Raw genomic sequence first — 19,641 nt, 5'->3', positions numbered from 1 at the left:
TCGAGCGGCCCGATGCGCGGTGGGCCGCTGCGGAACGCGAGCCGAGCACACCGGCCGCTCCTCGAGCTCACGTGCGCACGGTTGCCACCTTCGCACGCGAGCGGGCGACCGCCGCGGATCCGATCAGCACGAGCATCGCTGCCGCCACCAAGAACGGCAGGTAGCCATCTGCGCCCGTGCTGGACAGCTCCGAAGCGGGGAGGATCTCGATCGACACCCATCCGATGAGCGCGCCATCAGCGTCGTACACCGCGAGGGTGTGCGGCCCGGGAGTCGTGTCGAGCGGGATCGTCACCCGGATGTCACCCGCGCCATCAGCCGTGGGCGTGCCGATGAGCGTGGGCTCCGAGTAGATGTAGGCGGAGGTGTCCTCGCCTGCGTGGTCGCTGCCGAGCCCGATCGTGATGGTCTCGCCGGCTCGCGCCGACCCGGGCGCCGTGATGCCGCCGTCGGGCTGGGCCGTGACCTCGTCCTCGTCGAGCGGGCCGGAGCCGTCGCCACCCGAGCCGCCATCGCCGCCCGAGCCGCCATCGCCACCCGAGCCACCATCGCCACCCGAGCCACCATCGCCGCCCGAGCCACCATCGCCGCCCGATCCGCCATCCTCGGCGGCGACCAGCTCGGTCACGCCCCAGCGTGCGGTGGACTGGTAGCCGGCACCGGTGGGGTCGGCCCAGTTCGCGATGCCGATGCGGGCGCCGTCTGCAGCGTCGTTGACCTGGACGTCGAGGCCCTGGAAGCTGCCCAGGCCGCCGTACTCGAGAAGGCTGATCGCCGCCTCGACCACGTAACCGCCGTCGACGACCGTGACGGCCGAGTCGACCCGGTTCGCCTGGAACGCCTCATCGCCGGTGCCGAACGAGACGGCTCCGTCCGCACCGATGCGGATCTGTGTGTCGTCGTAGCGGTACGAGCCGTTCTTGGCGTTGCCCGCGTCCACGTAGATCTCGACCGAGTCCTGCGTCCACGGGTCCGATCCCGTGGAGTCGATGACCGGGTCATCGACCTCAGCGAGCACATACAGCGTCTGGTCCTTCCACAGGGTGCGGAAGGTGCCGACCGCGTCGGGGGCGCCAGAGGTCGCCTTCGAGGTCGTGATCGCGTTCGCGGTCGACCAGGCGGCCTCGACGCTGCCGTCGATCGCCGGCGCAGCGGCCGCCTCGACGGTCCCGGTGAAGGACAGCTCCTCGACGAGCGTCACCGTGCCGGTGACACCCTCCGCGTTCCAGCCGTCGGACGCGCCGTCGGAGACGGTGCGGACGTCCAGCTGCACCTGGTCGGACTCGGCGGCCCCTCCGAGCGGCAGGTGAGCCACGACGTCGTAGCCGCCCGAGCGCTCGGTGACCACCGCATCGGCGCCGTCGGATGTCGAGCCATCACGGCTCACCGTGTAGGTGGTCTCGCCCAGCACGAGCTCCACGCCGTCACCCGCTCCGTCCGTGGCGTCGTCCACCGTCACGAACACCGTCAGGTGGTCGCTGGTCCACCGGGTCTGGAACCGACCGTCGGCTCCGGCGGGCAGGAGCGGGAGACGATCCCACTCGGCCGATGCGGCGGCGTCGCCGTCGAGCGCCACGTCGCCTGCGAAGGAGGCGGCGGTGCGCAGCGGCGCAGGGAGGTCGCCCCCGACGATGCCGTAGTAGGCGGGCTTTGCCTGGAAGCCGTCGTCGAACACCAGCGGGCCTCCGTTCGCGTCGCGCCACGAACGCGAGTCGATCAGACCCCAGATCGTGGCCGAGTAGAGGTCGTAGCTCCGGAAGATCTCGAAGGCACGCTCGTAGTAGTAGCCCTGGTCGATGAACTTCGCCTCGGACTCCGGCGTGCCGGTGGTGACGTCGAGCTCTGTCACGGCCTGCTCGAGGCCGAGCGGCGCGAGCTGAGCCAGCGTCGCGTCGAGCTCCTCGACGGGGAAGGACAGATTGAGGTGGAACTGGTGTCCCACGCCGTCGATGGGCACGCCGCGCTCGATCAGGCGCTCGATGAGGGCCTGGTAGCGGGCGCGCTTGCCCGTCTGCTCGGTGTTGTAGTCGTTGATGAACAGTGTCACCGGGCGGTTCGTGCCGGGCGCGGCGTAGACCTCGTTGAAGGCCTCGTCCGCGTAGTGGAACGCGTAGTCCACGAACTCCTCGCCGAGGATCCGGTACCACTCCGAGCGGCGCATCCCGTCCTCGAACTCGCCCGAGTCCGAGATCACCTCGTTGACCACGTCCCATGCATTGAGCGGGTTGGTCTCCGAACCGAAGTCTCCGTACTCGTCGTGCAGGGCCTCGGCCACGTTGAAGATGTGGTCGCGCATGCGCTGCTTGGCGATCTCCTGGTCGGCCGGGCTGTCGGTCAGCACGCCGCCGCCGGGAGCCTCGTAGAACCACGCCGGGGTCTGCGAGTGCCATACGAGCACGTGGCCATAGACTGCGAGGTCGTTGGCCTGGGCGAAGTCCATGATGGCCACCGCCTGCGGATGCAGGACGAACTCCTGCTCCTCGTTGTAGAACGCCTCGGGCTTCATGTGGTTCTCGGCCGTCACCTGGTCGAAGTGCCTGAGCAGCAGCTCCGCCCCGGTGCCCAGCGTCTCGCGGCTGTCGATCGCCACGCCCGCCGGGAAGGCCACGGTGTCCTTGATGGGCGTGAGGTCCTGGATCACCGCAGGCTCGGGCACCACGGCAGCGATGTCGTCGACATAGAACGTCGAGGTGTTGCCCGCAGCTCCACCGTCGTACGCGGTCTCGAAGTAGAGCCACGCCTGATCGCCGTCGGCGACGGCCGGCATGGTGAACGAACCGGTCACCGTCACCCAGTCGCTGTTCGACATGCCCGTGAACTGCGCGAGCGTGCTGAAGGACTCGGCGCCGTTCTGGAGGGACATCCAGATGTCTCCTGCCTCCTCGCCCTCGGCGAAGCGCAGTGAGGCGGTGACCTCGTAGGCCACGCCGGCCTCGAGAGCCTCGGTCACCTCGAACCGGATTCCGTGTCCCTGAGAGGTGCGGTTGACGACCGCGGCAGAGTGCGACGGGCTCGCGGCGTAGTCGGTGCTGAGCTCGACTCCCGGCGTGGGCGCGCCGTCGGGCACCTCGGTGCCGTTGTCGCGGAACTCCCAGCCGTCGAGGCCGCCGTTCTCGAAGTCGGTCGAGAAGGCGACCGTTCCACCGGGAGGGCCATCGGGGTCGTCGCACGGCGCGGTCACGGTGATGTCATCGACGTCGTAGTCCTGCGTGGTCGACACCTCGACGGAGATCTTCGCGCCCGAAGCTCCTGCGCCGAACGTGTGGGTTCCCGTGATCGTGGTCCACTCGCCGGCAGGCACGCCAGCGGTGTTGCCCACCCACGCGTACTCGTTGGCCGCGCCGGGCTCGTTCGCGATGAAGCGCACGTCGGCCGCCTCCGTCAGGCGCACCTGGGCGGAGAACGTGTACTGCACGCCCTCGTCGTAGGCGCCCACAGCCGACTGGATGCCCTGCCAGGTCTGCGTGCGGCCAGAGACCGCCGCCACCTGGTTGGACGCATCCGCGCCGTCCTCCTCGACGGCGACCGTCGCGTTGTTGGCCTCCCACGGAGCGATCGAGCCGCCCTCGAAGTCCACCGACTCGACCGGCTCGCACACCTCCGGCTCGCCCGGCTCCTCTGGGTCGACTGGCTGCTCAGGGTCAACAGGCTGCTCAGGGTCGACCGGCTCCTCGTCGGCCTCGACGTGCGTCACGGTGACGTCGTCGACCAGGTACGAGTACGGGGTGGCGCTCTCGTCGATCTCGGTCGTGTCGGGGTCGTCCGCGACTGGCGCGGTGCCGATGTACACGCGGTGGCTGCCGTCCGATGGCGTCAGGGTTCCCGTCAGCGTCGTCCACGCCGAAGACGTGACCTCCGTCTCCGAGCCGACCGTGGAGTATCCGGGCACCTGCACCAGCTTGACGTTCGTGGGCGCGACGCCGTCCGCGAGCCGGACGCGCGCGGACACGGTGTACTCGATGCCTGGATCGAGGAGTCCCTCGACCGTGGAGACCCCGTCGAAGTCGTTCGCCCTGTCCGTGACCTGCAGCACGGTGTTCGACTCGTCGTCCGGATCGGCGACGTACGTGAAGAACTCGCCCGCCGGGCTCGGGCCTCCACTCTGCTGGAGGCCGCCGAGCGACTCGTCGTCGAACGTCGCCTCGAGGTCGGTGACCGTCGTGGCGGTCGACGCGGGGGACGCCAGTCCCATCGTGGCGATCAGTGCGAGCGAGGCAGTCAGTGCCATCCCGCGGGTGCGTAGCTTCATCGATACTCCCTGAACCTGTCGAGGCGCTTCGTTGCGACGGCGCTGCGACAGGAAAGGCCGCACCGCCTCGTTTCGAAAACGATATCGCTAACGTTTTCGAGGTCAAGCCCAGGTGCCGTTTTCGATAATGAGAGCGATCACACCGTGAGGGCTTTCGACATCAGCGCTGGGCTCCGAAACCGAGTTTCGAAGCATCACCCCTGCTAGGACGACTCGGAACGATTGACGTGGCGAGCACGCCCGCCCACATGCCTCGAAACCGACGGGCGAGCGCATCGGCTGTGCGCTACGACCACCGATGCCATCTTGGCGCACTCGCTCGCCGACTTCGGGGACTGCGGGACACTCATCCGGCCATACCTCGACTCGCTCGTCCGGCCCGTCCGGCATGCACCGCGTCGCGACACGGGATCGGGTGCGCGCTGCCAGGAACGGCGGCGCTGATGAGCACACACGCCGCGCTCGCGGCGCGTCACCGGCGGAAGGCGTCCCAGCCGTGCTCGTGGAACTCGTGCACCGGCACGCCCGACCGCTCGAGGCCGTAGCCGTCCGGCACGGAACCGGGGTCGTCACACTCCTGGACGATCCGATTGTCGTGGTCCACGAACACCACGTGCGGCTCGAAGGTGCGCGCCTCCTCGTCGGCGAGCATGCCGTAGCCGATCACGATGACGAGGTCGCCGGGGTTCACCAGGTGCGCGGCGGCGCCGTTGATGCAGATCTGCCCGCTGTCCGGCTCGCCGGGGATGGCGTAGGTGGTGAGCCGCGCGCCGTTGGTGACGTCGACGATGTCGACCTGCTGTCCGGGCAGGATGTCAGCGTGCTCAAGCAGCGTCGCATCGATCGTGATGGACCCCACGTAGTGCAGGTCTGCCTGCGTCACGGTCGCCCGATGGATCTTGGAGATCATCATGGGTCGCTGGAGGCTGGTCATCGCTCCTCCTCGCCTATGGTCACGGTCACGTTGTCGATCAGCCGCGTCGCGCCCACCTTCGCGGCCACCGCGATCACGGCCTCACCACGATAGTCGTCCGGCACCGGCTGCGCGGACTGCGGGTCCATCGCCTCGAGGTAGTCCACCTCGATGAGGGCCGATGCGCTGGCCGCCTCCTCGAGCACGGCTCGCCCAGTCTCGACAACGGTCCTCGCGGGGTCGCCATTCCGTGCGGCGTCGCTGGCAGCGAGCAGGGCTCGCGACAGCGCAAGCGCCTCGCGGCGTTCCTGCTCGCTGAGGTGGACATTGCGCGACGACAGCGCGAGCCCATCGGCCTCGCGCACCGTGTCCACGGCCACGATCTCGACCGGCACCGACAGGTCGCGCACCATGGTCCGCACCGCGATCACCTGCTGGGCGTCCTTGGCTCCGAACAGGGCCACATCCGGCTGGGTGAGCTGGAGCAGCTTGAGCACCACGGTGAGCATGCCGTCGAAGTGACCCGGGCGGTGCGCGCCCTCGAGGACGTGGCCGATCTGACCTGCGCTGACCGTCACGACCGGCTCGCCACCCGGGTACATCTCCTCGACGGCGGGCGCGAAGACGACGTCGACACCCAGCGGCTCGAGCAGCGCGAGGTCGGCGTCGAGGGTGCGCGGGTAGCGCTCGAGGTCCGCCGGGTCGTTGAACTGCAGCGGATTGACGAAGACCGTCACGACCACCTGCTCCGCCAGCTCGCGCGCGCGGCGCACGAGCGCCAGGTGCCCCTCGTGGAGGGCGCCCATGGTCATGACGATGGCGCGGCGCCCCTGCCCGGGGCGCGCCGGCAGCTCGGCGGCCGTGCTCGCGAGGATCATGAGCCCGCGCTCCAGTCCTCGACGCCGAGCGTCGCGATGATGTCCGCGTACGCGGCAGGGCCGATGCGTCCGCCGCTGAGCGCGAGATCGGCCGTCGCTCGGGCCATGGCGCGGTAGGCGGCGAGAGTCTCGGGCTGACCGTCGAGCGCTGCGAGATGCGCCGCCACCGTGCCCGCATCGCCGCGCACCACAGGGCCGGTGAGGGTGGCGACCGCGCCGGGCGCCTCGCTCAGGGCGCCCTCGACGGACGCGTGGACGAGGGGGCCGAGCACACGCCCAGGCTCGTCCACGCCCATCCGCGCCAGGGTCGCCGCCGCCTGCGTGACTGCCGTCACCACATGGTTCGCCCCATGCACCAGCGCCGCGTGGTACGCGGCCCTGTCCGCATCGGCGATCACCAGGGGCTCCCCGCCCATCTCTACCGTCAGGGCCTGAGCGATGGGGAGCACGGGCGTCGCTGCCGACACCGCGAAGGTCGCGTCGGCGAGGCGCGCGAGGTCCATCGACGTGCCGGTGAACGTCATCGCCGGGTGGATCGCCAGAGGGATCGCGCCCGACGCGGAGGCGTCGGCCAGCACCTCGGTGCCGTAGCGGCCGGAGGCATGCATGACGATCTGCCCAGGTCGCCACGCTCCGAGCGTGCGGAGCCCCGCCGCCACCGCCGCGAGCGAATCGTCTGGCACCGCGAGGAGCACGAGCTCGGCGGCGCGCACGACGGCCTCGGGGTCCTCGTGCTTGGCACCCGGCAGCAGCGCATCGATCCGCGAGCGCGACTCCTCCGAGATCCCCGAGGCCGCGACCACGTGGTGGCCTGCGCGCGCGAGGGCGGCGCCCAGCACCGCGCCCACCTTGCCCGCGCCGACGACGCCGACGGTGAGCCTGCCCGGCCTGCTCATGGACGCTTCGCCTCCGTGAGGCCGACGGCGCTCATCCACTGCTCGGGCGTCTGGCGCCGTCGCCCCTCGGCGGCTCGGCGGCTCTGGTCCTCGAGCAGCTCGCGCGCGTCCTCGACATCGAGGTGGCCCGCGATGGGCTTGACGGGCCCGTTGGTCGAGTGGACCGTGAACGTCGCGACGCCGCGAGCGCGCTGCAGCGGTCCCTGCGACAGGCCCAGCGACTGTGTGCGCTCGTGCGGCACCACGAACACCTCGCGCACCAGCCGGCCGCGCCGGATCATCAGCGCGCGCGCCGTCGCGCGCACTCCTCGCTGGCGCCACTGCCAGGGGTCGAACAACCGCGCACGACGCGACGACGGGGTGAAGCCGCCCTCGTCCCCCGTGCCCGACAGGGCGAGGGAGACAGTTCCGGCCGGGTCCGGGTCGCCCAGATCCGGCAGCACCAACCACAGCGCGGTGAGGGCGTCGTGCCGCGTGCCGACCGGAAGCAGCGTGGACACCTGGTCCTGGTTCTCCTGATAGCCAGCGACGTTGATGGTGACGCGCCACCAATCCTTGCCCCGCCACAGCAGCGACTGCTCGAACCGCACGGCCTGGACCCGGCCGGGCGGCACCGTCTGGCGCCGCGTCTGCGTCAGGCCGTGCTTGAGGCGGATGCCATCCTCCGAGATGCCGGCCGTGAAGCCGTAGCCGCCGCTCAGCCGCGTCCAGAAGTAGCCCACCAGAGCGAACGCCGCCGGCAGGATCGCGGCGATGCCGCCGCTGAAGGCCGCGAGCAGCACGCGCTCGATGTCGTCCGACAGCACCAGGACGGCGACGACCGCCATCAGCGGGATGGCGACGATCCACACGGTCGGCCACGACAGCAGGATGGATGCGATGAGGCGGCCCGTCGGCACCGCGTAGACCGGGCGCTCAGGCGCCGCGCCCACCTCGGCGACGCCCGCAGGCATGCCCGCGACGTCACGCAGCGAGCCGCCGGCGGCGTAGGCCTTCGAGCCGGTCGGCTGTGCTGCGCTGCCCTGCTGGCCTCCAGCCGCGAGCTCCGCCTCAGCCGCGCCCGGCGATGTCGGCTCGGCCCCCGCATCGGCGATGCGATCGGCCACTGCCTCGACGGAGGCGTTCGTCCCGTCCGCCTTGGCGCGCTTCACGCCGGCGGCAAGGACGAGTAGCTCGTTGCGGATCGCCTCGGCGTCGCCCAGGCGCAGGTACTCGAGCGCGATGCCTGACCCCTCGCCTCCCGCGACCTCGATCTTGAGCGCTGCGAAGCCGAAGATGCGCGCCAGCAAGGGCTGCACCACGTCGACGGCCTGCAGGCGGTCCAGGCGCGCCTGCTTCTGCTGCTTGAAGAGGATGCCCTTGCGCTGGTGGATCGCCTCGTCACCCAGGCGGAACTCGTCGACACGCCAGGCGAGGTAGCCGAAGCCGAGGACGAGCGCCAGGATCGCGACGAAGCCGAGGATGAAGAGGAGGATCGAGCGCATCGCGAACTCCGACAGCGCCTCCATGCCCTCGTCGAAGCTCAGCCAGTTGGGCAGCAGGTTGTATGCGGCGATCGACAGCGCGACCGCCATGACCGCCCAGCCGCCGAGGAGTGGCGACACGGGATGCATGCGCGTCCACTCGCGCGGCGCGCGGTAGAGCACCTGGGGGCCGCGCTGAGGGATCGCGGGAATCGGGTCGGTCACGACGCGCGGCTCACAGACCTGCCAGCTGGGCCTCGCCGCGGCTGGTGAGGCGATCGCGGAGGCGCGCAGCCTCTGACTCCGGGACGCCGGCGATGGCGGCGTCCGTGCCCGGCGAGGCCGTGTGGAGCTGGACGTTCGCGATGCCGAAGGCCCGGGCGAGCGGGCCCGCCTGCACCTCGACGTACTGCATGCGGCCGTAGGGCACCACCGTGACCGTGCGCCACAACCGGCCCTTCTTGACCACGAGGTCGTCCTCGCGCTCGACCCAGGCGTGCGCGGTGACCTGCCGGTAGATGACCCATGCGGCCCACGCCGCGATCAGCAGCAGTGCGGCCACGCCGGTGAACACCCACGGGCTCGCGAGCACGCCCAGCAGGGTGAGGCCAGCGAGCGGGATCACGACCCACAGGGCCAGAGCGATCAGGCGTGCGGGGATCAGCTTGCGGGACACGTACTGCCAGTCGGCGCCGTCGGGCTCGAAGAGCGTCATGCCTCCAGTCTGCCAGGCGTCGGGGCGGAGCCGGGAGCGTAGGCGGTCCACCCATGGGCGCGCCACTCACCACACACCTGGTGCTGATGATGCCGGTGGTGCGCATGTGGATTCTCCTGCGTCTCACCTGTGGCACGAATCCCGGCCGTGTGTTGAGCGGTACGACAGAGGCCTGGATGCGAGGCCTAGGGCTCTGACGGTGGTCGCCGTCAGGCGGGTTGTGGCTCGGCGGACTCCGCGTCCTCGAGATCCCCGCCATGCCGGCACCAGCGCTCCACGACGATGCCCGCGACCATCATGCCCACGGCGCATGCTGCCGCGATGAGCCCCGAGATGATCACGTCGCGGCGCGGCCCATGGCCCCACGACTCGAGCAGCCCCAGGGCATATCCCCCGCACGCCCCCGCGATGATCGCGCCCACGTAGGCGCACGCCTGTGCGTAGGCGACGGTGCGCGCGGCGCGCAGCCCGTCAAGGCTGGGGCGCTTGCCGCGCAGGTACTGGCGGACCTGCCATCCCAGCCACAGCGCGAGCGCGCCCGCGGCGAGACACACCACATCGAAGCTCCACGGCACCGGCAGCGGCGTCGCTCCCCGCCGCTCGATCTGATCGGTGACGAGCCAGGCGAGCACGAGCGCCGCCAGACCCACGCCTGCGAGCTTCTGCCACGTGAGCTGCTGCACGGCTACTGCGCGGAGCCGGCGCCCTCGGGACCGGCGGGCGGCGTCTGGCGTGCGACGCCGAAGGACGTGCGCGTGGGCACGCCCGGCCTCTGCTCCTGGTCCGCGTCGCCCACCGGCGCCCACCGCGGCGTCGCGCTGGGCTCGGCGTCGGACGAGGGCTCCACATCGCTCGGCCCGGTCCACGGCTCGGCGGCCGAGGGCTCGGACGCCTCGCTCGGCACTGACGGTGGCGGCGCCGATGCGCCCGCGGGCTCACTCGCCGCGGGCACCGCACCGGGCGTCGAGATCTCCGGGCTCGAGGAGGCGGCCGGGACGCTCGATGCGGACACGGACGGCACCGAGCCGCCCTGAAGCGAGGCGCTCGGGAACGCGCCGGAGCCGTCGGCCGACCCAGCCGATGGTGCGCCGTACGGCGACACCGGACGCTGCTCGACGGGTGCGGCATACGGCGACGAGCCGAGCGGGTCGCTGGCGGGCGTCGCCTGTTGAGGTGCCTGATCCACGATGGGCGTGGGCTCGCTCGGCGCCGCAGCCGATGCGGTGCGAGGCTCGACGTCGTCGGGCGCGAGCGACGGGACTGACGGCTCCGTCTCGAAGCTCGGGACCACCGTCTCCGGCGGGACCTGCTCCGGCTCTGCGGGCGCGCTCGACTCGACGGGCGCATCGGCCTCTCCCAGGCCGACCGTGGGGACCTGAGCCTGCTCGCCAGTGTGAGCGAGGGCGTCCGGCGCTGGCACGCGGGGCCATTCGGCGCTGACGAGCGTCACGCCATCGAACTGGGCGCTGCGCGCCAGGTCTGCGACCGCGCCGTGCGGCTCGAGAACCGCATCGCGCTCCATCGCCACCCACGGCAGCACCACGAAACCGCGCTGGTGCGCGCGAGGGTGCGGCAGGGTGAGGTCGGCAGTCTCGCCGACCACGCCCTCGTAGCTGACGATGTCGAGATCGAGCGTGCGCGCGGAACCGGGAACGGTGCGGTCCCTGCCGTGCACCATCTCGATGCCGTTGAGAGCCGCGAGCAGCTCGCGCGGGGCGAGCGACGTCTCGATGCGCGCCACGGCGTTGAGGTAGTCCGGCTGCGCGGCTCCACCCTCGGGGACGGACCTCACCAGGGGCGACACCGAGAGAATGGTCACGCCATTGATCCGGTGGATCTCGTTGAGCGCCTCGCGGAGAGTGGGCTCCACCTCGCCCAGGTTGCCGCCCAGGGCGATCACGGCCCGGGCGGGCTGGGCGGGACGCTCGTCCATGACGTCGCGCGCGGCATGGGCTCCGCCCGGAGCCCCGGGATCGTCCGAGAAGCCGGCCGACGAGCCGATGCGCTTGTCGGCCCACAGTCCACCGTCCTTGAGGTCACGACGGATGGTGACGGTGACGTCCTTGAACTCGACGTGCAGGGGCGCCTGAGGCTTGTGCACGGTGACGTCGACGCACTGCACGCCGTCGAACTCGAGGACACCGCGCGCGATGTGAGCGGCGACGGCCTCGATGAGCTGGAAGGGCGATCCCGCGAGGATCTCGGCGGCGCGGTCGGCGAGGTCCGAGTAGTTGACGGTCTTCGACAGGTCGTCGCCGTCTCCGGCAGCGCGGGTCGACAGATGGGCGACCACGTCGGCGTAGAAGAGCTGACCCCCCTCGCGCTCGTTGGGGTTGACGCCGTGGAACCCGGCCACGCGAATCCCCTCGACCGCGATCTGGTCCAGCTCGATGCCGTCCTTGACGTACGGGCGCATGTGCACAGTCATGTCCTCACTCTGGCGTGGAAGTGGCGTTCTGCCAAGCGGCCGCGACGGCGATGGCGTCGCGCGCTGGTCGTGGCTCGTGGACCCGGACGGCCCATGCGCCGTGAAAGGCCGCGAGGGTGGTCACGGCGGTGGTGGCGTCATCGCGATCGTCCGCCCCTCGCGGTGCTGACCCGTCGCCGGCACCGATGGTGGCGCCCAGGAACCTCTTGCGGCTCGCGCCGATCAATATGCGCGGACCCAAGCCTCGGAGCACATCCATGCCCGCGAGCAGGGCCCAGTTGGAGTCGCCTGCCTTCGAGAAGCCCAGGCCGGGATCGATGATGATGCGCTCGGGCGCGACCCCGGCCTCCTGGAGCGTGACCGCCCGCTGGAGCAGCTCGTGGTGGACCTCGGCCAGCACATCGTCATAGTGGTCATGCGCGTTCATCTCCTTCGAGTGCGCACGCCAGTGCATGGCGACGTAGTCGCACTCGAGCTCGGCGACCACGCGCGCCATGTCGGGGTCGGCCAGTCCCCCCGAGACGTCGTTCACCAGGCAGGCGCCGGCGTCGACGGCAGCGCGGGCAGTGCGGGCGCGCATGGTGTCGACGCTCACGACGATGCCCTCGTTCGCGAGCGCCTCGATGACGGGCAGCACCCGCGACACCTCCTCGCCGGGCTCCACCCGCTCGGCGCCCGGCCGGGTGGACTCCCCGCCCACATCGACGATGTCCGCACCATCGGAGGCCAGCTCGATGCCGCGCGCGATCGCGGCCTCGGTGCTGGACCATCGGCCCCCGTCGCTGAAGCTGTCAGGGGTGACGTTGAGGATGCCCATCACCAAGGTCCGGTGCGCGCTGGGCAGCGATGCCACGGGGTCAGCGCCCCGCGATGAGGCTCATGGCCTCCGCGCGCGTGGCGCCGTCACGCATGACGCCGCGGACCGCGCTCGTCACAGTGCGCGAGCCGGGCTTGCGGATGCCGCGCATCGACATGCACAGGTGCTCTGCCTCGACCACGACGATCACGCCGCGGGCTCCGAGGTGCTTCACCAGGGCATCCGCCACCTGCGTGGTGAGGCGCTCCTGGACCTGAGGTCGCCGAGCGAACACCTCGACCAGGCGAGCCAGCTTGCTGAGGCCCGTGATGCGGCCGTCCTCGCCGGGGATGTAGGCCACGTGTGCCACGCCGTGGAAGGGAACGAGGTGATGCTCGCACATCGAGTACAGCTCGATGTCCCTCACGAGGATCATCTCCTCGTGGCCCAGCTCGAACACGGTGCTGAGGATCTCGCCCGGGTCCTGCGACAGGCCCGCGAAGAACTCGTCATAGGCCCGCGCGACGCGCGCCGGGGTGTCCTTGAGCCCATCGCGGTCGGGGTCCTCGCCGATCGCGAGCAGCAGCTCCCGGACCGCCGCCTCCGCGCGAGCGTGATCGATGCCCTCCGCCGCGCCCGGACGCGAGGGCTCGGCGTCGACGGGGCGGTGTGCGCCGTCGGGGCTGCCGCCGGGACCGGGCTCGCCCTCCGTGGTCATCGCCGGGATGACCGACGGAGGCGTCTCGAGGCCCGCGCCCTCCAAGCGAAGACCCTCGAAGACCTCTCCGGCGGCCGCGGACGCTTCTCGCTCGCCGGGATCGCTGCCGGGCTGGACGCTGTCGACGCTCATGCCTCCACGCTACTCGGGGCGGCGCCCGTCAGCCGCCGGGCCCGTCCCAGGCTGCGGCGACTCGCCGCCCGTAGCGCTCGACCCTGCCCCGGCCTCGGTGACCCCAGAGCCCGTGACGTCCGTCACAGAGGGGGCAGCCGCATCGGCGCTGCTGACGTCCGTCGCCTCGGACACGATGGCGTCCACCGGCTCCTCCTTGGGAGGCGGCGGCGCGGTCACGGGCTTCTTGCGGGGCGCGGACTTGGGGGCCCAGTCGCCACTCACCCAGTGCTTGCGTCGGGGCTGCTTCTTGACGTCGGCGAAGATCTCCGCGAGCTCGACCTCGCCCAGGGTCTCCTTCTCGAGCAGCTCCGCCGCCAGCCTGTCGAGGACCGCGCGGTTGGTCTGCAGCGCCTTGGTGGCCTCCGCCATCGCGTTGTCCATGAGCTCGCGCACCTCGCGATCCACGCGGGCGGCCAGGTCCTCCGAGTAGTCGCGGCCGTGTCCCATGTCGCGGCCCAGGAACACCTCGCCTGAGCTGCCCGCGAGGCGCACCGAGCCGACGTCGGTGGACATGCCGAACTCCGTGACCATCTGCTTGGCGATCTCGGTCGCCTGGGAGATGTCGTTGCTCGCGCCCGTCGACGGGTCGCCGAACACGAGCTCCTCCGCGACGCGGCCGCCCATCGCGTACGCGAGGTTGTCGAGCAGCTGATTGCGGGTCTTCGAGTAGCGGTCCTCCTGTGGCATCACCATCGTGTAGCCGAGCGCGCGCCCGCGCGGGAGGATCGTGACCTTCGTGACCGGGTCGGTGTGGTTCATCGCCGCCGCCACGAGCGCGTGACCGCCCTCGTGATAGGCCGTCACCGACTTGTCGTGGTCGTTCATCACGCGCGTGCGCTTCTGCGGGCCGGCGATGACGCGGTCGATCGCCTCGTCGATCTCGCGCGGCCCGATCAGCTGCTGATCCTTGCGTGCCGTCAGCAGCGCCGCCTCGTTGAGGACGTTCGCAAGATCGGCGCCGGTGAAGCCCGGCGTGCGGCGCGCCATCGCCTCGAGGTCGACCTCGGGCGCGATGGGCTTGCCCTTCGCATGCACGTCGAGCACCTTGCGGCGGCCCTTGAGGTCCGGGGCCTCGACGCCCACCTGGCGGTCGAAGCGGCCGGGGCGCAGCAGCGCGGGATCGAGGATGTCGGGGCGGTTGGTCGCCGCGATCATGATGACGTTGGTGTTGAGGTCGAAGCCATCCATCTCGACGAGCATCTGGTTGAGGGTCTGCTCGCGCTCGTCGTGGCCGCCGCCCATGCCGGCGCCGCGGTGGCGCCCCACCGCGTCGATCTCGTCGACGAAGATGATCGCCGGGGCGTTCTTCTTGGCCTGCTCGAACAGGTCGCGCACGCGCGACGCGCCCACGCCCACGAACATCTCGACGAAGTCGGATCCGGAGATGTGGAAGAACGGCACTCCGGCCTCGCCCGCCACGGCGCGCGCGAGCAGCGTCTTGCCCGTGCCTGGCGGGCCGTACAGCAGCACGCCCTTCGGAATCTTCGCGCCCACCGCCTGGAACTTGGCCGGGGTCTCGAGGAACTCCTCGATCTCCTTGAGCTCCTCGACGGCCTCGTCGACGCCGGCGACGTCCTCGAACTTCACGGTCGGGGTGTCGGGCGTCACCTGCGACGCCTTGGACTTGCCGAAGCTCATGAGGCGTCCGCCGCCGCCCTGCATGCTCGACATGAGGAAGTAGAACACGCCCACGAGCACCAGGATCATCAGCAGCGTCGGCAGCAGCGTGGCCCAGATGGACGCCCGCGCGATCTCCGAGTTGTAGCCCTGTGCCAGGTCCGCATCGACCACGGCGTCCACGATCTGCTCGCCCTGCGGCCCCACGTAGAAGAACTCGACGGTGCCAGGGAAGTCGGCCCACGCCTCGGGGGCGTCCTCCGGCAGGTTCGCGGCGAAGTCCTCGCTCAGGCCCAGCTCCACGCGCTGGTCGCCGTCCACGATCTTCGCGCTGTCCACGAGCCCCGTGTCGAGGATCTCGAGGCCCGCCGAGGTGTCCACGCGCTCCGTGCCCGGAGAGAACAGGCCCTGCACCATCCACCCGATGAGCACGGCAAGCAGGACCAGCATGATGATGACGCGCAGATTCAGGACCTTCTTCATGGTGGTCTAGAGCCTACGCGAGTGGTGAAGTGGCCCGGAATGGTTTCGCTCACGGCGTTGGCGCTCGAGGCCCGCCGCGCTCCTCAACCGCGGACGCCACCCACATCGCCTCGTCCCCCCGGACAGTTCCGAACAACCTGAGCCCGACACCCCGTCACAGGGTCTCCCACGATCGCGACTCGCGTGCGGCCCGATTCAGATTGTTCCGAAGTGTCGGAGTCAGTCGGCCCTGACGCCACAGGACGGCGATGACGTCGGCCACGATCGCCGCCGGGTTGCGCACTGCGTCCATGAACGTGTACCGCAGCGTCGGGATGCTTCGAACCGCCAACCGACGGTCGCGAGCGCGGTCCGCGCTGAACGCCCGTGGATCCGAGTGGTACGCGGCCCCGTCGAGCTCGACGACCACGCCGCCCTCGACCAGCAGGTCGACGCGCCCGACACCACGGAAGTGGCGTTGCGGCACGACCCTCAGCCCCGCGTCGACGAGCGCGACCCGAGCGTACGTCTCGGAGATTGACTCGGCCCGCGCATCGGCCCTCGCTGCAAGCCACGCACGTCGCTCCACGGTGCCGTGCTGGAAGAGCTCGAGGTCCTGCTCGCGCATCTGCCCGCTGCGCATGGCAGCGTCGACGAGCGCGAGCTGCTCGCGCGGCGAGAGGCACCACGCGGTGAGGTCGAGGTGGTCAGCCAGTGTCGCGGGCTCGGTCGGGACCCGGTGAAGGAGGACCTCGGAGGTGGGACGGACACCCGGCTCGCCACACCCACGATCGCGCGGAACGGCGAGGTGCACTCGGCCAGGATCAGGGAACACTGGCAAGCCCGACGCTACGCACGCGCTCACACACGCGAGCCCCGCGCGGAAGATCGTCGCGAGCTGAGCCTCACGCGACGTCCCTGGCAAGGCGTAGCACCCACGGTGAGGGCGCTGCACCACCCCGGCGCGGACGGCAGCGAGGAGCGCCGAGCGCGAGACGCCTCCCTCATGCAGCTCGGTCCAGCGCGCGACGCCTCCGCTGGCGCGCAGGGCTGCGATCGGGTCCACGCGGGCAGTGCACCGGGCGCAAGCTCGCGGTGGCAAGCGTCAGCCGCGCGGCCTGTGGACGACGGCGAGTCGCAGCCTTCTGCGGACGCGCGATGGCGACAACCACGAACACGCGCGGCGCGACACACCGGCGAGAGCTGCGGTCCGTGAGTCTCGCGACGGCGTGTCGCCTCAGATTGTTCGGGAGTGTCCCGGGGCGGGCGTCGCTACTCGCCGTACACGCTGGGCTTCAGGATCGCCACAAACGGCAGCGTGCGGTACGACTCCGCGTAGTCAAGCCCGTAGCCCACCACGAACTCGTTGGGGATGTCGAAGCCCAGGTACTTGACGGGAACGTCGACCTGAACGGCCTCGGGCTTGCGCAGCAGCGAGGCGACCTCGACGGAGGCGGCGCCGCGCGACCGCAGGTTGCCCAGCAGCCAGTGCAGGGTGATGCCGGTGTCGATGATGTCCTCGACGATCAGGACGTGGCGACCCGTGAGGTCGGCGTCGAGGTCCTTGAGGATCCTCACCACGCCGGAGGACTTGGTGCCGGATCCGTAGGAGGAGACGGCCATCCAGTCCATCTGCACGGTGGGCGGCATGCGCCGGGCGAGATCGGCCATCACCATGACGGCTCCCTTGAGCACGCCCACTAGGAGCAGATCCTTGCCGGCGTAGTCGGCACGGATCTGCTCGGACAGCGCGTCCAGCTTGCGCGAGATGTCGTTCTCGCTGACGATCACCTTGGTGAAGTCGTCCATGTCGAACTGGGCTTCCACGCGCTACTCCTTGGACCGGGGACGGGGGTCGACGATGACCAGCCTTCCATACTCGCGGCGGGCCTCGTAGCCGCCAGGGAGCGCGACGGCGCCCTGCCCGCGGTAGTCGGTGATGAGCTGGTCGACGGCGGCGACATGGGACGCCCCCAGGGGGCCCGCGCCGCGATTCTCGGCGAGCATCTTGATCATGCGGGTCCGGATCGCATCGGGCAGCGCGGCCAGCATGTCGCAGCGCCATTCCTCCCCGCGCACGGTCGAAGCCGACGCTCCCATCGCGGAGCGTGCCTGCCTCTCGAGCTCATCGGCGTCGGCCTGCAGCAGCGCGGCGGAGCGCGCGAGCCCGGACACCACTCCAGGCCCGAGCACGTCCACGAGCGCCGGCATCACCTTGGTGCGCAGCTGCGACCGCTTGGGCCCGTCAGGGTGGCTGTTGGTGGGGTCGTGCCACGGGTCGAGCCCGAGCGCCTGGCAAGCGGCCACGGTGTCCTTGCGCCGGAGCGACAGCAGCGGCCTCACGATCCGCCCCCGTCGCGCGGGGATCCCCGACAGCGCGCGCGCTCCTGACCCACGCGCGAGGGCGAGCAGCACCGTCTCCGCCTGGTCGTCCATCGTGTGACCCGTCAGCAGGTGCGGGTTCAGCCCGCCCTCGGCATCGATGCGAGCGTTGAGGGCGAGGTATCGCGCGTTGCGCGCGGCCGCCTCGAGCCCGCCTTCGCGCCCCACGACGACCTTCTCGATGAAGACCGTGTGGATGCCGGCTCGACGGACCTCCGCGGCGGCGCGCTCGGCGACCGTCCCCGAGGTGGGCTGCAGCCCGTGGTCGACGATGATTGCGCCCGTGAGGTAGCCCTCCTTGCGGCCCACGTACCCCGTCGCCGCCGCGAGCGCCAGGGAGTCCGGCCCTCCCGAGCAGGCGACCCACACGCGGGTGCCGATGTCACAGCCGTCGAGGGCCTGCCTGACCGCGTTGCGGACGGCGGCGACGGACGGGTGCGGGCCGGTCACGGCAGCGCGTCAGCGCGCATGCGCGGCGTCCTAGTCCTCACACCCACATCCTGCCAAAGTCTGGATGAGCTCGTCCATCGCGGCCCGGGGCGCGGCCTGCCCGTAGGGCATGCCGTCCGCGAGCACGGCGAATGCGAGCAGCCGCCCGTCGGCGGTCTGCACCGTGCCGGCGAGGGAGGTCACTCCAGTCAGCGAACCGGTCTTGGCGCGCAGCACTCCCGCGGCATCGGTGCCGGCGAACCGTGTGGCCACCGTCCCCTCGAGCCCGCCGACGGGCAAAAGGTCCAGGAGGTCCGCAGTCGGCTCGGCATCGAGCGACGCGACGATCGCGCCCGTCAGATGCGCGGGGGCGATGCGGTTGTTCTCCGAGAATCCGGCCCCATCGAGCAGCACCAGGCCGTCGACAGGCGCCCCGATCGACCTGAGCCCTGCGCGCGTCGCCTCGGCGGCTCCCGCAGGCGTGGTCGCGCGCCCGGTCTCGAGCGCGTTCACGAGCCCCACGATCTCCGCGATCGTGTTGTCGGAGTCGCGCAGCAGCAGGAACAGCACATCGGACAGCGGCGCGCCCTGAACGGCGGCGACCTCGATGCCATTGACGGGGGCCGATGCGCGCTCGGCTTCCCCCTCCACCTGCACTCCCGCTTCGCGCAGCGCGGCGACCAGGACGTCGCCGGCGGCGACGGAGGGGTCGGGGTAGCGCGGGGCATAGTGCTCGTCGGTCATGCGAGCGATGTCGACGGCCAGGCCCGTGGCGGGGGCGATGTAGCCCTGGTCGAGCGCGTACTGAGGCCACTCCGGGTTGACGGGCTCGGCCTCGAAGGCGGAGTCGTCGACCAGGACGGAGACAGGTGCACCAGGAGCGAAGTCTGCGGACTGGAGCGCGGCGGCCACGAGGTCACCGATCCCCGCAAAGCCGTTGGCGTCCTCGCCGGCCCCGCCATGCCCGGCGCCAGCGGCCAGCAGCATGTCGCCGCCGGCCAGCAGCGTCAGGACGCCTGAGTTGCGCTCCCACACCAGAGACGTCGTCATCCGGTGGTCGGGTCCCAGGGCCGCGAGCGCACCCACGGCGGTCAGCAGCTTGGTGGTGGAGGCCGGCACCTGGACGTCGGAGGCCGAGACATCCGCGTACACGTCGCCGGTGAGAGCATCCACCACGGACACATTGGTCGACTCGCCGGTGCGCTCGTCCGCCCGCACCTGCTCCGCCGCCGCCTGGACGATCGAGCGAGACGGAACGGGCGCATCGGCGCTCACCGACGAGGCGGGGAACGACGGTGACGGCGCGGGCGAGACCGCGGCCGCCGTCAGGAACGGCGCGGGCGCGACGGGCGCGGCCTCGTTGGTGATGAGACCGGGGACGACGTCGTACGCGTCCGCGACGGCATACGCGCCCACGCCGCCGAGGACGAGCGCGGGGATTGCGATCCCCGCGACCACCTTTCCGCGCACGCGACACCTCCGGTCATGGGCCACACTAGTACCCAGATACCCACTCACCGA

Annotated in this window: 15 protein-coding genes; all 15 read right to left on the bottom strand. The window is 70.9% G+C overall.

The annotated features are described in order from the left end of the window. Positions 1-67 precede the first annotated feature (67 nt). The 15 genes from B7K22_RS07035 to dacB all read right to left on the bottom strand — a co-directional run bounded on the left by B7K22_RS07035 (position 68) and on the right by dacB (position 19,590). Entirely contained in the window at positions 68-4,228 is a 4,161-nt protein-coding gene (locus B7K22_RS07035; protein WP_159448797.1) for an endo-1,4-beta-xylanase, read from the bottom strand. Between the two features lie 493 nt (positions 4,229-4,721). Next, on the bottom strand, positions 4,722-5,183 hold the full coding sequence (gene panD / locus B7K22_RS07030) for an aspartate 1-decarboxylase (RefSeq protein WP_084039233.1): 462 nt from the start codon (positions 5,181-5,183) through the stop codon (positions 4,722-4,724). After that, entirely contained in the window at positions 5,180-6,040 is an 861-nt protein-coding gene (gene panC / locus B7K22_RS07025) for a pantoate--beta-alanine ligase (protein ID WP_084039232.1), read from the bottom strand. Before panC ends, panD begins: the two co-directional genes overlap by 4 nt. Then, positions 6,037-6,936 carry a Rossmann-like and DUF2520 domain-containing protein gene (locus B7K22_RS07020; RefSeq protein WP_084039231.1) on the bottom strand — a complete coding sequence of 300 codons (900 nt, stop codon included), beginning with the start codon at positions 6,934-6,936 and terminating at the stop codon, positions 6,037-6,039. Before B7K22_RS07020 ends, panC begins: the two co-directional genes overlap by 4 nt. Continuing rightward, complete coding sequence (locus tag B7K22_RS07015; RefSeq protein WP_234983342.1) at positions 6,933-8,624, bottom strand: PH domain-containing protein; 1,692 nt, start codon at positions 8,622-8,624, stop codon at positions 6,933-6,935. Before B7K22_RS07015 ends, B7K22_RS07020 begins: the two co-directional genes overlap by 4 nt. A 10-nt stretch (positions 8,625-8,634) precedes the next feature. Continuing rightward, entirely contained in the window at positions 8,635-9,114 is a 480-nt protein-coding gene (locus B7K22_RS07010; RefSeq protein WP_084039230.1) for a PH domain-containing protein, read from the bottom strand. A 209-nt stretch (positions 9,115-9,323) separates the two neighbouring features. Then, complete coding sequence (locus B7K22_RS07005; RefSeq protein ID WP_159448796.1) at positions 9,324-9,797, bottom strand: DUF3180 domain-containing protein; 474 nt, start codon at positions 9,795-9,797, stop codon at positions 9,324-9,326. 2 nt (positions 9,798-9,799) lie between these two features. Continuing rightward, positions 9,800-11,542: a 2-amino-4-hydroxy-6-hydroxymethyldihydropteridine diphosphokinase gene (folK, locus tag B7K22_RS07000; RefSeq protein WP_084039228.1), complete on the bottom strand. Its 1,743-nt coding sequence runs from the start codon at positions 11,540-11,542 to the stop codon at positions 9,800-9,802. A 4-nt stretch (positions 11,543-11,546) separates the two neighbouring features. Then, positions 11,547-12,395 (bottom strand): dihydropteroate synthase, encoded by an 849-nt coding sequence (folP, locus tag B7K22_RS06995; RefSeq protein WP_234983341.1) that lies wholly within the window; start codon positions 12,393-12,395, stop codon positions 11,547-11,549. Positions 12,396-12,399: 4 nt separating this feature from the next. After that, complete coding sequence (gene folE / locus B7K22_RS06990; protein WP_084039854.1) at positions 12,400-13,056, bottom strand: GTP cyclohydrolase I FolE; 657 nt, start codon at positions 13,054-13,056, stop codon at positions 12,400-12,402. Between the two features lie 141 nt (positions 13,057-13,197). Continuing rightward, entirely contained in the window at positions 13,198-15,330 is a 2,133-nt protein-coding gene (gene ftsH, locus B7K22_RS06985; protein WP_084039227.1) for an ATP-dependent zinc metalloprotease FtsH, read from the bottom strand. 154 nt (positions 15,331-15,484) lie between these two features. Next, the gene (locus B7K22_RS06980) at positions 15,485-16,375 is read right to left on the bottom strand and encodes a type IV toxin-antitoxin system AbiEi family antitoxin domain-containing protein (protein WP_159448795.1); all 891 of its coding nucleotides are present in this window, start codon (positions 16,373-16,375) and stop codon (positions 15,485-15,487) included. 206 nt (positions 16,376-16,581) lie between these two features. Then, positions 16,582-17,118, bottom strand: a complete 537-nt coding sequence (gene hpt / locus B7K22_RS06975) for a hypoxanthine phosphoribosyltransferase (protein ID WP_084039852.1) — start codon at positions 17,116-17,118, stop codon at positions 16,582-16,584. 21 nt (positions 17,119-17,139) lie between these two features. Continuing rightward, a complete protein-coding gene (tilS, locus tag B7K22_RS06970; RefSeq protein ID WP_084039225.1) occupies positions 17,140-18,141 on the bottom strand; it encodes a tRNA lysidine(34) synthetase TilS in 1,002 nt (333 codons plus the stop codon). Between the two features lie 30 nt (positions 18,142-18,171). After that, positions 18,172-19,590 (bottom strand): D-alanyl-D-alanine carboxypeptidase/D-alanyl-D-alanine-endopeptidase, encoded by a 1,419-nt coding sequence (gene dacB / locus B7K22_RS06965; protein ID WP_144276278.1) that lies wholly within the window; start codon positions 19,588-19,590, stop codon positions 18,172-18,174. Positions 19,591-19,641 lie beyond the last annotated feature (51 nt).

The sequence above is a fragment of the Demequina sp. NBRC 110053 genome, assembly GCF_002090095.1.
Classification (GTDB): domain Bacteria; phylum Actinomycetota; class Actinomycetes; order Actinomycetales; family Demequinaceae; genus Demequina.
The sequence above is the reverse complement of the archived record's forward strand: the minus strand, read 5'-3'. Positions and strand labels throughout refer to the sequence as shown.

Coding starts and splice junctions, on each gene's coding strand:
- ftsH (WP_084039227.1), bottom strand. CDS start 15,330: ATGAAGAAGGTCCTGAATCTGCGCGTCATCATCATGCTGGTCCTGCTT.
- panD (WP_084039233.1), bottom strand. CDS start 5,183: ATGACCAGCCTCCAGCGACCCATGATGATCTCCAAGATCCATCGGGCG.
- B7K22_RS07020 (WP_084039231.1), bottom strand. CDS start 6,936: ATGAGCAGGCCGGGCAGGCTCACCGTCGGCGTCGTCGGCGCGGGCAAG.
- B7K22_RS07010 (WP_084039230.1), bottom strand. CDS start 9,114: ATGACGCTCTTCGAGCCCGACGGCGCCGACTGGCAGTACGTGTCCCGC.
- B7K22_RS07035 (WP_159448797.1), bottom strand. CDS start 4,228: ATGGCACTGACTGCCTCGCTCGCACTGATCGCCACGATGGGACTGGCG.
- panC (WP_084039232.1), bottom strand. CDS start 6,040: ATGATCCTCGCGAGCACGGCCGCCGAGCTGCCGGCGCGCCCCGGGCAG.
- folE (WP_084039854.1), bottom strand. CDS start 13,056: ATGACCACGGAGGGCGAGCCCGGTCCCGGCGGCAGCCCCGACGGCGCA.
- hpt (WP_084039852.1), bottom strand. CDS start 17,118: ATGGACGACTTCACCAAGGTGATCGTCAGCGAGAACGACATCTCGCGC.
- folK (WP_084039228.1), bottom strand. CDS start 11,542: ATGACTGTGCACATGCGCCCGTACGTCAAGGACGGCATCGAGCTGGAC.